At 69.0% G+C, this 14,817-nt stretch carries 10 protein-coding genes; 4 read left to right on the top strand and 6 right to left on the bottom strand.

Annotated elements, in window-relative coordinates; genetic code table 11:
• Nucleotides 1-49: 49 nt before the first annotated feature.
• Entirely contained in the window at nt 50-1,432 is a 1,383-nt protein-coding gene (locus OG485_RS14330; RefSeq protein ID WP_328668704.1) for an alpha-amylase, read from the bottom strand.
• Between the two features lie 310 nt (nt 1,433-1,742).
• Here OG485_RS14330 and OG485_RS14335 point away from each other — a divergent pair, with 310 nt between their 5' ends.
• The gene (locus tag OG485_RS14335; RefSeq protein ID WP_328668705.1) at nt 1,743-2,528 is read left to right on the top strand and encodes a hypothetical protein; all 786 of its coding nucleotides are present in this window, start codon (nt 1,743-1,745) and stop codon (nt 2,526-2,528) included.
• A 278-nt stretch (nt 2,529-2,806) separates the two neighbouring features.
• Here OG485_RS14335 and OG485_RS14340 read toward each other — a convergent pair whose 3' ends face one another.
• From OG485_RS14340 to OG485_RS14355, 4 genes are all read right to left on the bottom strand, one after another.
• Complete coding sequence (locus tag OG485_RS14340) at nt 2,807-4,486, bottom strand: glycoside hydrolase family 13 protein (protein ID WP_326788176.1); 1,680 nt, start codon at nt 4,484-4,486, stop codon at nt 2,807-2,809.
• Between the two features lie 236 nt (nt 4,487-4,722).
• Entirely contained in the window at nt 4,723-5,631 is a 909-nt protein-coding gene (locus OG485_RS14345) for a sugar ABC transporter permease (RefSeq protein ID WP_328668706.1), read from the bottom strand.
• Between the two features lie 13 nt (nt 5,632-5,644).
• Nucleotides 5,645-6,649, bottom strand: a complete 1,005-nt coding sequence (locus OG485_RS14350) for a carbohydrate ABC transporter permease (protein ID WP_328668707.1) — start codon at nt 6,647-6,649, stop codon at nt 5,645-5,647.
• Between the two features lie 137 nt (nt 6,650-6,786).
• On the bottom strand, nt 6,787-8,064 hold the full coding sequence (locus tag OG485_RS14355; protein WP_326788173.1) for an extracellular solute-binding protein: 1,278 nt from the start codon (nt 8,062-8,064) through the stop codon (nt 6,787-6,789).
• 468 nt (nt 8,065-8,532) lie between these two features.
• On the opposite strand from OG485_RS14355, the gene OG485_RS14360 reads away from it, so the two are divergent.
• Nucleotides 8,533-9,567: a LacI family DNA-binding transcriptional regulator gene (locus tag OG485_RS14360; protein WP_328668708.1), complete on the top strand. Its 1,035-nt coding sequence runs from the start codon at nt 8,533-8,535 to the stop codon at nt 9,565-9,567.
• Nucleotides 9,568-9,675: 108 nt separating this feature from the next.
• Nucleotides 9,676-10,563, top strand: coding sequence for a phosphatase PAP2 family protein (locus OG485_RS14365; protein WP_328668709.1), 888 nt, complete (start codon nt 9,676-9,678; stop codon nt 10,561-10,563).
• Nucleotides 10,564-10,655: 92 nt separating this feature from the next.
• Here the strand turns inward: OG485_RS14365 and OG485_RS14370 are convergent, their stop codons facing one another.
• Entirely contained in the window at nt 10,656-13,664 is a 3,009-nt protein-coding gene (locus OG485_RS14370) for a bifunctional [glutamine synthetase] adenylyltransferase/[glutamine synthetase]-adenylyl-L-tyrosine phosphorylase (RefSeq protein WP_328668710.1), read from the bottom strand.
• Between the two features lie 265 nt (nt 13,665-13,929).
• Here OG485_RS14370 and OG485_RS14375 point away from each other — a divergent pair, with 265 nt between their 5' ends.
• Nucleotides 13,930-14,817 carry an alkaline phosphatase family protein gene (locus OG485_RS14375; protein ID WP_328668711.1) on the top strand — a complete coding sequence of 296 codons (888 nt, stop codon included), beginning with the start codon at nt 13,930-13,932 and terminating at the stop codon, nt 14,815-14,817.

Raw genomic sequence — 14,817 nt, forward strand, 5'->3', positions numbered from 1 at the left:
GCTCACGCAAGGTTTACAGCAAGAGTCTTGCAACATACGGAAAGGCTTTTCAGCAGCTGGACTTGCCCGCGTAGATGGCAAGTGCCGTGTTGGCACCCAGCGTCGCCGTGAACTGGCCCGAACTGTTCACCGTGATGCTCGTGTTGTTCTGGACGTTGCAGTACGTTCCCGCGGCCAGCGAGGTGCTGTACGTCCGGCTCAGCGAGGAGGTCTCGTGGTTGATGGCCACGAAGCCCTGGCCGCCCCGGCCGAAAGCGATCGCGTCGTTGCCGTTGTCCCACCAGTTGGAGAGCGCTTGCCCCCGGGTGGCGTTGCGGAAGGCGACCATCGACTTGATCTCCGGCCAGGCGTGCTGACACTTCCAGCCGTCCTGCCAGCAGGCGTTGACCGTGCCGCCGTTGGGCGGTCCGGCGTCCGCGTCGGACCACTCGTAGCCGGAGTTGATGTCGGGGGCGCCGTAGGGGTAGGCGAGCATGAAGACGTTGGCGAGGGTGTAGTTCGCCCCGTCCTTGTAGTTGAGCGTCGAGCCGTTGCGCTCGGTGTCGTGGTTGTCGACGAAGACGGCCGAGACCGAGCTGCTCATGTAGCCCCAGCCCTCGCCGTAGTTCTTCAGGTAGGCGAGGTTCTCGTTGTTGAAGACCCGCTTCAGGTCGTAGGCGTAGCGGAACTCCTGGACGTCACCGTTGCCGGTGTACTCGGTGGGCTGGACGGCCTCGCCCGCGCCGTAGATGGCCTCCTGCTTCCAGTAGACGGACGGGTTGCTCAGCCGGGACTTGATGTTGGCGAGGTCGGCGGCCGGCATGTGCTTGGCCGCGTCGACGCGGAAGCCGTCGACGCCGTAGCCGAGCAGGGTGTTCATGTAGCCGGCGATGGCCGAGCGGACGTACTCCTCGCCGGTGTCCAGGTCGGCGAGTCCGACGAGTTCGCAGTTCTGGACGTTGGCGCGGTTGGTGTAGTCGCTGATGGAGGAGGTGCAGTTGTCCATGTCGGCCGAGGAGTAGAGGCCCGGGTAGTTGTACTTCGTGTACGAAGAGCCGCCCGTGCCGGTGCCGGATCCGGCCGCCATGTGGTTGATGACGGTGTCCGCCACGACCTTCACACCGGCCGCATGGCAGGTGGTGACCATGTTCTTGAAGGCGGTGGCGTCGCCGAGCCGTCCGGCGATCTTGTAGCTCACGGGCTGGTACGAGGTCCACCACTGCGAGCCCTGTATGTGCTCGGCGGGCGGGGAGACCTGGACGTAGCCGTATCCGGCGGGGCCCAGTGTGTTGGTGCATTCCTTGGCGACCGAGTCGAATTTCCACTCGAACAGGACGGCGGTGACATCCTTGGTGCCGGGCGGCGAGGCCGCCGCCGAACCGGGGGGAACGGTCACCGAGACCGCCAGGCCCGCCACGAGGGCGAACGAGGCGGCAAGCGTCTTCCTTGCCATGTGTGTACTCCTGCACTTCGTCGTGCGGGTGGGGGGATCGGAACGTACCGCTTGCAATCATGTTTCAGCAAGATGTCGAAAGAACTTCCAACTCCCTTATTGACGCGCCCCCTTCAGCGGTCCCACGCTCCACATAGGTCACCTCCCCGCGCCCCCGCGGCCAAACAGCGGACGGTGCCGGAGCCACTGTCGCCGAGGGGAAGGAAGCCCGGCCGGCCGCCGGAGAACGGCTACATTCGGCGTCGACATCCACGATTTCCCTGGGGGCGCCATGACGGACGAAGCGCAACAACACTCCGAGGGGCCCCTGTTGAACTTGGGCTGCCTAATGCTGCTGGTGGTGTGCGGCGGGCTGGCAACGATGCTGTACGGCCTGGGAGTGCTGGTCTTCGGCGACACCCCGGCCTTGTCCGCCGCCACCGTCCTTCTCGCGGGTCTGGCCGTCACGGTCCTGGGTGTCGCCGTCATCAAGCGGTTCCCCGATGCCGCGGAGATGAAGGGGTACGCCCCGTCCGCCCGCGTCACCCGCCTTGCGGCTGAGCGCTCCCTGGGCGATCACGTCCTCACCCGCAAGAACACCAGCCCGCTGGAGATCGTGGTCGCCACGGTGGCCGTCGGCGCTTTGATCGTAGGAGCGCTGTGGGGCGTGAACTGGGTCCTGAGCAAGACCGGGACCGGCATCCCGGGCCTTCAGAAGCTGGTGACCACCTTGGTGCTCTGCCTGCTCGCGGCGCTCTTCCTGTCGATCATCGCGCTTCCGGTCATGCTGTGGAGAATGCCCAAGGGGTTCGTCCGCACGCATCTGTACACCAACGGTGTCGTGTACACCTCCTACGGCCGTCCTCTCGCCGTGACCTGGGGCGACGTCGACCGCCTCGTGCTCTCACGGCAGATCCACGGAACCAAGCTCTTCGGCGGCAAGGTGCTCGCCTACCACGTGATCTCCCATGGCGGGCGCCGCCTCCGGATCGACGCCCATCCCCACCTGGACTCCGATCCCATGGGCGAACACATACTCAACGCCGTACAGCTGCACGGGCGCCCGGTGCTGGAGGGCGGCCCGGCGGCGGGCGACCCTGGTCACCGGCGGATCTGACGCGTTCCGATGTCTTCTTGATGCCTTCGGCCGATGACGGCGGCGACTTCCGCGGGCGCGGCACGTCGTCCGCGTACGACGGGGAGTCCGGGGGCAACCGCGCCCACACCACGGGCTCGGGCGCCGAGTACGTCATGAGCGACCCGGAAGCAGGCGGACACACGGAAGCGGTACTCCGGCCGTCAGGTCCCGGAGCACCGCTTTCCGTACGTGTGCCGACCGCCCGTCGGACGAGCGGTGCTCCGGTGGTCAGGACCGGAGCACCGCTCAGGCGTATGTCAGACGGCCCACCACACGGTCGTGTCGGCGGGCAGCTTCGCCTCGCCGTCCTTCGACAGGGTCACCTCGCCGCTGGAGACGAGCACCCGGCCGTACGCGGGAACGGTCACGGCCTTGTTCCCCGTGTTCGCGGTGCAGACGAAGTCACCGCGCCGGAAGGCGAGAACGCCCTCGGGTGCGGTCAGCCACGTGACGCCGTCGCCCGCGCCGAGGTCGGCACGCTCACGCCGGACGGCGAGCGCGTCGCGGTACAGCTCCAGGGTGGAACCGGCCACGCCGGTCTGCGCCTCGATGCTCAGCTCGGCCCACTCTGCGGGCTGCGGCAGCCAGCTGCCGCCGTCGCCGAAGCCGTACGAGGAGCCGGCACGGGTCCACGGGATCGGCACCCGGCAGCCGTCGCGGAAGCCGTCCTGTCCGGCGCCCCGGAAGTAGGCCGGGTCCTGACGCACCTCGTCCGGCAGGTCGACGACGTCCGGCAGGCCGAGCTCCTCGCCCTGGTACACGTAGGCGGAGCCGGGCAGCGCCAGCATCAGCAGGCTCGCCGCCCGGGCCCGGCGCAGCCCGAGCTCCCGGTCGCCCGCGGTGCGGATCTGGGTGCCGAGGCCGGCCTCGTTGGCGAACCGGGTGGCGTGCCGGGTCACGTCGTGGTTGGACAGCACCCAGGTGGAGGGGGCGCCGACCGGGCGCATCGCGTCGAGCGTGCGGTCGATCACCGCACGCAGCTCGGCCGCGTCCCAGTGGGAGCCCAGGTACTGGAAGTTGAAGGCCTGGTGCAGCTCGTCGGGGCGCACGTAGTTCGCGGTGCGCTCGACGGTGGGCGTCCACGCCTCGGCGACGAAGATGCGCTCGCCCGAGTACTCGTCGAGGATCGTGCGCCACTGCCGGTAGATGTCGTGGACGCCGTCCTGGTCGAAGAACGGCGTGACATCGTTGCCCAGCAGTTTGAGCTGGTCGCTGTCACCGAGGTCCGGCAGACCCTCCGCCTTGACCATGCCGTGCGCGACGTCGATACGGAAGCCGTCGACGCCCATGTCCAGCCAGAACCGCAGGATCGAGCGGAACTCGTCGCCCACGGCCGGGTGTTCCCAGTTGAAGTCGGGCTGCTCGGGCGCGAAGAGGTGCAGGTACCACTCGCCGGCGGTGCCGTCGGGCTCGGTGACCCGGGTCCAGGCCGGGCCGCCGAAGATGGACTCCCAGTCGTTGGGGGGCAGTTCGCCGTTCTCGCCCTTGCCGGGACGGAAGTGGTAGCGGTCGCGCAGCGAGGAGCCGGGGCCCTCGCGCAGCGCGCGCTTGAACCACTCGTGCTGGTCCGAGGAGTGGTTGGGCACGAGGTCGACGATGATGCGCAGCCCCAGACCGTGGGCGTCGCGGATCAGGGCGTCGGCGTCCAGCAGGTTGCCGAACATGGGGTCGACGGCCCGGTAGTCCGCCACGTCGTAGCCGGCGTCGGCCTGCGGCGAGGCGTAGAAGGGGCTGAGCCACACGGCGTCCACGCCGAGGTCGCGCAGGTACGGGAGTCGGGAACGTACGCCCTCCAGGTCGCCCATGCCGTCGCCGTTGCTGTCGGCGAAGCTGCGCGGATAGACCTGGTAGATCACCGCGTCGCGCCACCAGTCGCGATGCGCGGCGACGGTGGCGAGAACGGAGTTCGGGGCCTGGTCGGCGGAGTGCTGGCTCATGGCGTCCTTGATGCGATGAGGGTCCCCGCGTCCGGGCGCTGCCGGGCATGGGGAGGAAATCGGCTGTGGGGGCAGACCCCTGCTCGCGCGAGGCCGGAAGCACGGGGCGGAAGGCTTCGGGGCGGGGGAAGAGATGAGGCGGCCGCGGTACCGGCGGGGTCGGATGGGCACCGCGGCCGCCACCCGCGCGCGAGGAGCGCGCGGGAGTCTGGGGCGTTCTGGGGCGTCCTGGCGGATCAGCCCTTCGTGCCGCCCGCGGTGAGTCCGGTCACCAGGTTCTTCTGCACGAGGTAGAAGAAGGCGGAGACGGGTATCGCGACCAGCACGGCGGTGGCCGCCATCAGGTTGCGCTGCGCGTCGTGCTCGCTGACGAAGCTCTGGAGTCCGACGGCGAAGGTGTACTTCGAGTCGTCCAGCATGAACGTCGAGGCGAAGGCGACCTCACCGAACGCGGTGATGAAGTTGTAGAAGGCCGCCACCGCGAGACCCGGCTTGGCGAGCGGCAGGATCAGCCGGAAGAAGGTGCCGAAGGGGCTCAGTCCGTCGACCCGGCCGGCCTCGTCGATCTCGAACGGGATGGTGTCGAAGTAGCCCTTGAGCAGCCAGGCGCTGTACGGCACCGCCGTCGAGCAGTAGACGAGGATCAGACCGAAGTAGCTGTCGATGAGCTGCAGGTCCGAGAGGATCTGGTACATCGGCACGATCAGTACGGCGATCGGGAACATCTGGGTGACCAGCAGGACCCACATGAACTTCTTGTAGCCGGGGAAGCGCATGCGCGAGACCGCGTAGCCGGTGGTGGCCGCGACCATCACGCCGACGACCGTGGTGCCGAGCGACACGATGAGCGAGCTCTTCATCCACTCGAAGAAGTTCGTGTTCTGGAGCACGAAGGTGTAATTGTCGAACGTCATCGTGTCCCAGATGCGTCCGGGGTGCAGGTAGTCGTCCTTGTCCGGACCGAGGGACAGGTAGACCAGCCAGGCGATCGGGAACAGCGCGACCAGGCTCGCGACGGTCAGGATGCCGTGGGAGACGAGCGAGCCGGCAAGGCTGCGCCGACCCCGCTGGCGCGCCGGGCGGGGCGGCTCGACGGACCTGGTGGCCTGGTCGGCCGGAGGCGTCTGAAGTGTGGTGGTACTCATGGAGACTCCTGCCTCAGATCGCGAGCTGCTGGTCATTGCGGTTCAGCCAGCGGCGGTAGAAGGAGGTGAAGACGATCAGGATGGCCAGCAGCAGCATGCCGTAGGCCGCCGACTGAGCGAAGTCACGCGGCTGCTGTCCGAAGCCGAGGTAGTAGGCCCAGGTGACGAGGATCTGCGCGTCCGGTGCCGTGCTGCCGAACAGCAGGAAGATCACGGCGAACTGGTTGAACGTCCAGATGATGCCGAGGAGCACGACGGTGGAGCTGACCGACCTGAGACCCGGCAGGGTCACGAAGCGGAACTGCTGCCACTTGTTGGCGCCGTCCATCTCGGCGGCCTCGTACAGCGTCGCGTCGATGGACTGGAGTCCGCCGAGCAGCGAGACCATCATGAACGGGACACCGCACCAGGTGTTGACCATGATCGCGGCGAAGCGCTGCCAGAAGGTGTCCTCCAGCCACGAGGGCGCCGGCAGGTGCACCGCGTCGAGCATGGAGTTGATGATGCCGCCGTCGGCGAGCATGAAGCGCCAGCCGAAGACGGTGACGAAGGTCGGCACGGCCCAGGGCAGCACCAGGATCAGCCGGTAGACCGTACGGCCGCGCAGTTTCTGGTTGAGCAGCAGCGCGAGGCCCAGGCCGACGCAGTAGTGCAGGGCGACGCAGATGGCGGTCCAGGCGATGGTCCAGATGAAGTGCGACCAGAAGCGGTCGTACGACGTCGGACCCCACAGGATGTCCTTGTAGTTGTCCAGACCGATGAACTTGTAGGTGGCGTCGATGTGGTTGACGCCGATCGTGCGGGCCGAGTTGAGGCTGTTGGCGTCCGTCAGCGTCAGATAGAGGCCCCGTACCAGGGGATAGAGCACCAATCCGCCGAGTACGACGACGACCGGGGCGATCATCGCGTACGCGTACCAGTACTTCTGGTACGAGTGCTTGAGACGCTGCATCCGGCCGGGACGCGGTGCTCGGTCACCGCGGCGCTTGCCGGTCGCGCGGTCGATGGCGACTGTCATGGTTCGACACCTTCTGCAAGATCAGGAGTTGGGCGCACACAGCCGGTGGCCGCCGGTTCCGTTCCCCCACTGTGGGGGTCCCCCCGGCCCGACGGAAGTCGGGCCGGGAAAGGATCAGATCCGGCGGCCGCACGGGCCTACTTGCTGAAGTCCGGGACCAGCTTGGCGATCGCCAGTTCGGCGTTGCTCAGGCCCTTGTCCAGGGACTCCTTGCCACCCGCGATCTTCGGCAGCTCGGTGTCGAGCGGGCCCCACAGGGAGCCGTACTCAGGAAGCGCCGGGCGCGGCTGGGCGGCGGCGAGCACACCCTGGTAGCCGGCGATGCCCGGGTTGGCCTTGACCTCGGCGGTGTAGGCGTCCTCACGCGTCGGCAGCGTGGAGTTCTTCAGCGCGATGGTCGCCTGGGACTTCGCCGACGTCATGAAGTTGACGAACTTCAGCGAGGCCGCCTGGTGGGCCTTGTCCGAACCCGCGTACACGGAGAGGTTGTGGCCGCCGGTCGGGGCGCCCGCCTTGCCGGTGGAGCCGGCCGGGACGGTGGCGATACCGAGGTTCGCCTTGTCCGCGAAGGCCGAGCCCTTGTAGAAGTTGGTGATCTCCCACGGGCCCTGGATGATCGAGGCGACCTTGCCGTTGACGAAGGCGTCCTGGATGTGGGCGTACGCGTCGGCGGTGGTGTCCGCCTTGTGCAGGCCCTTGCCGGAGAACAGACCCTGCCAGGTGCCGAACGCCTTCTTGGCCTCGGCCGAGTTCACCGTGATCTTCTTGGCGTCGGCGTCGACGGTGTTGGTGCCCTCGCCGTACAGGAAGGACTGCGCGTAGTAGGCCTGGGTCGAACCCCAGTAGCCGTCGACGCCCGTCTTCTTCTTGACCGTCGCGGCGGCGGTCTTCAGGTCGGCCCAGGACTTCGGGGCCTCCTTGATACCGGCCTTCTCGAACAGCGCCTTGTTGTAGACGAGCGCGAGGGTGTCGGTGACGAACGGCACACCGTACGTCTTGCCGTCGAACTTGGCCTGCTCGATCAGGCTGGGCTGGAACTTGGCCTGGTCCGTGAGGGCCGCGGTGCCGTCGAGCGGCAGGAAGTAGCCCTTCTTCGCGAAGGCCGGGGTCCAGCCGACCTCGGAGCGCAGGATGTCCGGGGCGCCGGAGGCACCGGCGGCCGTGTCGAACTTGTTCTGCGCCTGGTCGAAGGGCACGTTGACGTACTTGACCTTGACGTTCTTGTTGGCGGCCTCGAACTCCTTGACCAAGGCCTTGTACGTCGGCGCCTCATTGGTGGCGTTGGACGTGTCCCACCACGTGATGGTGACCGGCCCGCTGGCCTTGTCGCTGCTGTCACTGCCGCTGCCGCCGCAGGCCGTCGCCGCGAGGGCGAAAGACGCCACCAGCGCGCTGGCCGCTATGCCACGCCGCATGAGTTCTCCTTGAGGGTGAAAGCCCGAGTAGGTGGGGAACCGGTCCCGCCCGGTCCCCTTGCCGACTTGCCGACTGCGCCGTTGCGTCCGCCGGGCGACGTGAACGTAACAGCGATGTAAGCGGCGCGAAAGACCTTGCAGCAAAAAAGTGCAAGACCTGACGACAGTTATGGGCCCGTGACCTCGCGGCAGCCGTCCCGAAACCCCGCTACCAGGCCGCTCAGCAGACATACGGACGTCTGTGCAAGACTCTGCAAGCTCTTGCCACGGGTGGCGCGTACGGGGATCATCGGCCGTCAGTGCCTTGCAGGAGCCACCCCTTCCCGCGCGGCGCACGCACGGGACACCGAGCCGACCAGAACACGAGGGAGCGCGATGACGCAGCAGCCCGGAGCGGGCCGATCGACCGCCCGCACACGGCGTCTGGTTGGTGGGCAGGGTGAGATGCGACCGGTACAGTCCAATCCTGTGACCACACGGCTTGCCGACATCGCAGCCCAGGCGGGGGTCAGTGAGGCGACTGTCAGTCGCGTCCTGAACGGGAAGCCGGGCGTCGCCGCGACCACGCGGCAGTCCGTCCTGGCCGCGCTCGACGTACTGGGCTACGAGCGCCCGGTGCGTCTGCGGCAGCGCAGCGAGGGCCTGGTGGGCCTCATAACCCCCGAGCTGGAGAACCCGATATTCCCTGCCCTCGCGCAGGTGATCGGGCAGGCCCTGACGCGCCAGGGCTACACCCCCGTGCTCGCGACCCAGACTCCGGGCGGTTCCACCGAGGACGAGCTGACCGAGATGCTGGTCGACCGCGGGGTCGCCGGCATCATCTTCGTCTCCGGACTGCACGCCGACACCTCGGCCGACATGCAGCGCTACGAGCAGCTTCGGGGACGCGGTGTCCCCTTCGTCCTGGTCGACGGCTTCTCGCCGAAGGTGCAGGCGCCGTTCATCTCGCCGGACGACCGCGCCGCGATGGCTCTCGCGGTCACCCACCTCGCCTCCCTCGGGCACACCAACATCGGACTGGCCCTCGGCCCCAAGCGGTTCGTGCCGGTGCAGCGCAAGATCGAGGGCTTCGTGCGCACGATGCAGGAGCAGCTGAACCTGAGCCCCGCGGACGTCGAGGAGCGGCTGGTCCAGCACTCTCTGTACACGCTGGAGGGCGGCCAGGCCGCCGCGAGCGCGCTCATGGACCGCGGCTGCACGGCGATCGTCTGCGCCAGCGACATGATGGCGCTCGGTGCGATACGGGCGGCACGTCAGCGGGGCCTGGAGGTCCCCACGGACATCTCGGTCGTGGGATTCGACGACTCGCCGCTGATCGCCTTCACCGACCCGCCGCTCACGACGGTCCGCAAGCCGGTGCCGGCGATGGGCCAGGCCGCGGTGCGCACGCTGCTGGAGGAGATCGGCGGGACGCCCGCGCCGCACAGCGAATTCGTGTTCATGCCGGAACTCGTGGTGCGCGGTTCGACCGCTTCTGCCCCTGGGGACCGAAATCGTCCCTGAGCAGGACGACAAAGGGGGCGAAGCACTCCCACAGGCGTAGAAAGTGCGGCCAGAACCCGACCGGAGCATCATCGGTGAGGGAAGGCTTTTCTGGCAGACTCTGCGCCTATGGGTGATTCGACCGTGACGACACTGGAAGGCCGGAACCAGGCCGCTCCACAGCCCGTCGCGGAGGAGAAGGCGGGGAACAGACTCCTGCGTCGTATGCGGGCCCCGCGTCGTCCCCGCGTCTGGTTCGAAGTCCTGCTCATCGCCATGAGCTACTGGACGTACTCGCTGATCCGCAACGCCGTGCCGGAGCAGAGACACGAAGCGCTCCGCAACGCGGACTGGATCTGGCGGATGGAGCACCACCTCGGGGTCGCCGTCGAGGAATCGGTCAACCACGCGGTGAACTCGGTCGGGTGGCTGATCATCGGGATGAACTACTACTACGCGACCCTGCACTTCGTGGTGACACTGAGTGTTCTGGTCTGGCTGTACCGCTGTCATCCCGGCCGCTACGCGGCGGCCCGTCTCGCACTTTTCGCCACCACGGTGGTGGCGCTCGTCGGCTACTACCTCTTCCCGCTGGCGCCACCCCGTCTGATGACCGGCAGCACCTTCGTCGACACGGTCATGGTCCACCAGACCTGGGGCTCGATGGCCTCCGGCGATCTGAAGCACATGTCCAACCAGTACGCGGCGATGCCGTCCATGCACATCGGCTGGTCCCTGTGGTGCGGGCTGAGCCTCTTCGCGCTGGCCAAGGCCCCCTGGGCACGCATCCTCGGCGTCCTCTACCCGGCGGCCACGCTCATGGTCATCGTCGCCACCGCCAACCACTTCTGGCTGGACGCGGTGGGCGGCGCGCTCTGCCTCGCCTTCGGCTTCCTGGTGGCACGCCTGTGGTACGGCGCGCTGCCGTACGCGCTGCCGCAGTGGGTGCCGGGGACGCGGCGGGTCACCGGTGGTCCTGCGGACGAAGGCCTGAACGACGTGCGGACGAGGGCCTGAGCGACGACGTACGGATGAGGGCTTGAACGACGACGTTCGGGACGACGTTCGGGACTCGTTCGGAGGGCCTGAACGGCGTCAGGCCCTCACGTTCAGTGGCCGCCGGGCGCGCCGTAGAACAGTTCGTCCACCACGGCCCGGGCCCGCCGGGTGGTACGCCGGTAGTCGTCGAGCATGTCGCCGACGTGCCCCGGGTCGTAGCCGAGATAGCGGCCCACGGCGGCCAGCTCCCGCCCGTCCGAGGGGAAGGTGTCGCCGGCCCTGCCCCGCACGAGCATCACGGCGTTGCGTACCCGGGTGGCCAGCACCCAGGCCTCGTCCAGCGTCGCCGCGTCCTCCGTCGACAGCAGTTCCGCCGCTCGCGCCGCGGCCAGCGCCTGACGGGTCCGGGTCGTCCTGAGGCCCGGCTCGACCCAGCCGTGCCGGAGCTGGAGGAGCTGAACCGTCCACTCCACGTCGGACAGACCGCCGCGCCCCAGCTTGGTGTGCAGGGTGGGGTCGGCGCCGCGCGGCATCCGCTCCGACTCCATCCGGGCCTTCAGCCGCCGGATCTCCCGTACGGCCTCCTCGCCCAGCCCCTCCGCCGGATACCGGAGCGGGTCGATCAGCTCGATGAACCGGCTCCCCAGGTCCGTGTCCCCGGCCACGGGCTCCGCCCGCAGCAGTGCCTGCGACTCCCACACCAGCGACCAGCGCCGGTAGTACGCCTCGTAGGACTTCAGTGTCCGCACCGTCGGCCCGGACTTTCCCTCGGGCCGCAGATCCGCGTCGATCAGCAGCGGCGGATCCGCGCTGGGGAGCTGGAGCAGCCGCCGCATCTCGGACACCACGGCGTTCGCGGCCCGCGCCGCCTCCTGCTCGTCCACGCCCTCGCGGGGCTCGTGCACGAAGAGCACGTCCGCGTCGGAGCCGTAGCCGAGCTCGTGACCGCCGAAGCGGCCCATCCCGATCACCGCGAACCGGGTGGGCAGCGTGTCGCCCCAGCCGTCGCGCACCACGGCCCGCAGGGTACCCGCGAGCGTCGCCGCCGTCAGGTCCGAGACCGCCCCGCCGACGAGGTCGACCAGCGCCCCCTGATCGGCGACCGCCGGCGTCTCCTCGGTCCCGTACGAGGCGACGATGTCCGTCGCGGTGATACGGAACAGCTCCCGGCGCCGGACGCCGCGGGCGACGGTCACGGCCTGCTCGCCGCCGTCGGCCCGCCGCACCGCGGCGAGGATCTCCTGCTCGAGCTGGGCACGGCCGCGCGGTTCGAGGCCGCCGCTCTCCCCGTCGCCCAGCAGGGCCACCGCCTCCGGCGCGCGCATCAGCAGGTCGGGGGCGAGCCGGCCCGCCGAGAGCACCCGCGCGAGGTTCTCGGCGGCGGCGCCCTCGTCCCGCAACAGCCGCAGATACCAAGGGGTCTTGCCCAGCGCGTCCGACACCTTGCGGAAGTTGAGCAGACCGGCGTCGGGATCGGCCGAGTCCGCGAACCAGCCCAACAGCACGGGGAGCAGGGTCCGTTGGATGGCGGCCTTGCGGCTGACCCCGGAGGCCAGGGCCTCCAGGTGGCGCATGGCGGAGGCCGGGTCGGCGTACCCGAGTGCGACAAGCCGCTCCCTGGCCGCGTCCGGGCTCAACCTGCTCTCGCCCGGGGCTAGTTGAGCGACCGCGTCGAGCAGCGGCCGGTAGAAAAGCTTCTCGTGCAGCCGCCGGACCATGGCCGCGTGCCGCTTCCACTCCCGGTTCAGTTCCCTGACCGGGTCGACGCGCAGCCCCAGCGACCGTCCGATCCGGCGCAGATCGGCCTCGTCCCGCGGCACCAGGTGCGTGCGCCGCAGCCGGAACAACTGGATGCGGTGCTCCATCGACCGCAGGAAGCGGTAGGCCTCGTCGAGCTGTACGGCGTCGGCGCGGCCCACGTATCCGCCCGCGGCGAGTGCTTTCAGGGCGTCCAGGGTGGTGCCGCTGCGCACGGTCGTATCGGCCCGGCCGTGCACCAACTGGAGGAGCTGCACGGCGAATTCGACGTCCCTGAGTCCTCCGGGGCCGAGCTTCAGCTCGCGTTCGATCTCGGCGGCCGGGATGTTCTCCACCACCCGGCGCCGCATCTTCTGCACATCGGCGACGAAGTTCTCCCGCTCGGCGGCGTGCCACACGAGCGGGGCCAGGGTGGCGACGTACTCCTCGCCCAGTTCCAGGTCCCCGGCCACCGGGCGGGCCTTGAGCAGCGCCTGGAACTCCCAGGTCTTGGCCCACCGCTGGTAGTAGGCGAGATGGCTGCTGAGCGTCCGCACCAGGGGGCCGTTGCGCCCCTCGGGGCGCAGATTGGCGTCGACCGGCCAGATGCTGCCCTCGACGGTCGTCTCCGAGCAGATCCGCATCATGTGCGAGGCGAGCCGGGCGGCCGCCTGCACGGCCTTGGCCTCGTCGGCCCCTTCCACGCCCTCCCCGACGAAGATCACGTCGACGTCGGACACGTAGTTCAGCTCGTGTCCCCCGCACTTGCCCATCGCGACGACGGCGAGCCGGCACAGCGCGGCGTCGTCGGGCGCGGCGGCCCCGGCGATGGCGAGCGCCGCGCGCAGCGTCGCGGTGGCGAGGTCGGCGAGTTCGGCGGCGGTCTGGGCGAGGTCGATGGTGCCGCACACGTCGCGCGCGGCGATGGAGAGCAGGCAGCGGCGGTAGGCGACGCGCAGCGAGAGGGGGTCGGCGGCGTCCGCCAGTCCCCGCTCGAACTCCTGGACCCCGGGATGCAGGTCCCGCGCCTCGTAGGTGACGAGTGCCTGCCAGTCGTGCGGGTGCCGGGCGAGGTGGTCGCCGAGCGCGGCGGAGGCTCCGAGCACTCCGAGCAGCCGGTCCCGCAGCGGCTTGGACGCGATCAGTGTGTCCAGGAGCTCCCGCCGGGTGGGGTCGCCGTCCTGTGCCTCGACGAGCCGGACGAGTCCGAGCAGGGCGAGATCGGGGTCGGCGGTGGCGCCGAGCGCGTCCAGGAGGACCGGGTCGGAGCGTACGGGTGCCAGTTCGGGACCTTCCAGGAGCCCCTCGGCCGCAGACGGATCGGTGAAGCCGTGCCGCAGCAGCCGCGTGAAGATACTGCCCCTGCGCCCCGGCGCCGTCATCCCGGCCTCCTGTAGATCGATGCCGTACGCCCGGTCCCGTCCCGCTCGCCGGTCCGATCAAGGCCGTACGGGCCCGAGCCTAACTCCCGTTCGCACGGTAGCGCCCCGTACCGACGTCCGTGCGAGGCTGGGGAAAGGGCAGGAAGGCAGTAGTTCACCGGCTCTTCACCCCGCCGGTTGAGGGATGTGAGCCCGGGGAATATTGGCGTGTGCATGCTCTGTCCGCACCGCCACCGTCGCCTCTCCCCCCCACCGGAGGTCTGAAGTGTCCGGCAGAAACGTGTACACCCGCAGCCGTGCCGTCGTGGCATCCGCCCTCGCCTTCACCGCGGCCGCGGTCGGGCTGTGGACGGGCTTCGCCGGCTCGGCCCCCGCGCACGCCGCGGCCGCGGTCCCGACCCCGGACCACGTCGTCGTCGTGGTCTTCGAGAACCACGCCTACAGTCAGGTGATCGGCTCCTCCAGCGCCCCGTACATCAACTCGCTCAAGACCGGCGGGGCCAACCTCTCCCAGTCGTACGCCGAGACGCACCCGAGCCAGCCCAACTACTTCGCCCTGTTCTCCGGCTCCACCCAGGGCATCACGGACGACAGCTGCTACACACCCGGCTTCTCCTCCGCCCCCAACCTCGCCTCCGAGCTGATCGCCGCGGGCAAGACCTGGGGCAGCTACAACGAGACGCTGCCCAGCCAGGGTTCGACCACGTGCAGCAGCGGGAACTACGCGCGCAAGCACAACCCCTGGTTCGGCTTCAGCAACGTACCGACGTCCAGCGCCAGGACGTTCACCCAGTTCCCGACGGACTACACGACGCTTCCGCAGGTCTCCTTCGTCGTCCCGAACCTGTGCAGCGACATGCACGACTGCTCGGTGTCCACCGGTGACACCTGGCTGAAGAACAACCTGAGCGCCTACGCCACCTGGGCCAAGACCCACAACAGCCTGCTCGTCGTCACCTTCGACGAGGACAACCGGCTCGCGGGCAACAAGATCCCGACGGTGCTGTACGGCCAGCAGGTGACCGCGGGTTCCTCCTCCACCACCACCTACAACCACTACGACCTGCTGCGCACGCTGGAGGACATGCACGGCCTCACGCACGCCGGCAACGCGGCCTCCGGCAAGGACATCACGGGCATCTGGACGTCCTGA

Origin of the sequence: Streptomyces sp. NBC_00328, from assembly GCF_036139655.1 — a bacterium.
Classification (GTDB): Bacteria; Actinomycetota; Actinomycetes; order Streptomycetales; family Streptomycetaceae; genus Streptomyces.

What these genes read in the sequence shown, in the direction of transcription:
- OG485_RS14370 (WP_328668710.1), bottom strand. Translation starts at nt 13,664, where the DNA reads ATGACGGCGCCGGGGCGCAGGGGCAGTATCTTCACGCGGCTGCTGCGG.
- OG485_RS14350 (WP_328668707.1), bottom strand. Translation starts at nt 6,649, where the DNA reads ATGACAGTCGCCATCGACCGCGCGACCGGCAAGCGCCGCGGTGACCGA.
- OG485_RS14345 (WP_328668706.1), bottom strand. Translation starts at nt 5,631, where the DNA reads ATGAGTACCACCACACTTCAGACGCCTCCGGCCGACCAGGCCACCAGG.
- OG485_RS14340 (WP_326788176.1), bottom strand. Translation starts at nt 4,486, where the DNA reads ATGAGCCAGCACTCCGCCGACCAGGCCCCGAACTCCGTTCTCGCCACC.
- OG485_RS14330 (WP_328668704.1), bottom strand. Translation starts at nt 1,432, where the DNA reads ATGGCAAGGAAGACGCTTGCCGCCTCGTTCGCCCTCGTGGCGGGCCTG.
- OG485_RS14365 (WP_328668709.1), top strand. Translation starts at nt 9,676, where the DNA reads ATGGGTGATTCGACCGTGACGACACTGGAAGGCCGGAACCAGGCCGCT.
- OG485_RS14355 (WP_326788173.1), bottom strand. Translation starts at nt 8,064, where the DNA reads ATGCGGCGTGGCATAGCGGCCAGCGCGCTGGTGGCGTCTTTCGCCCTC.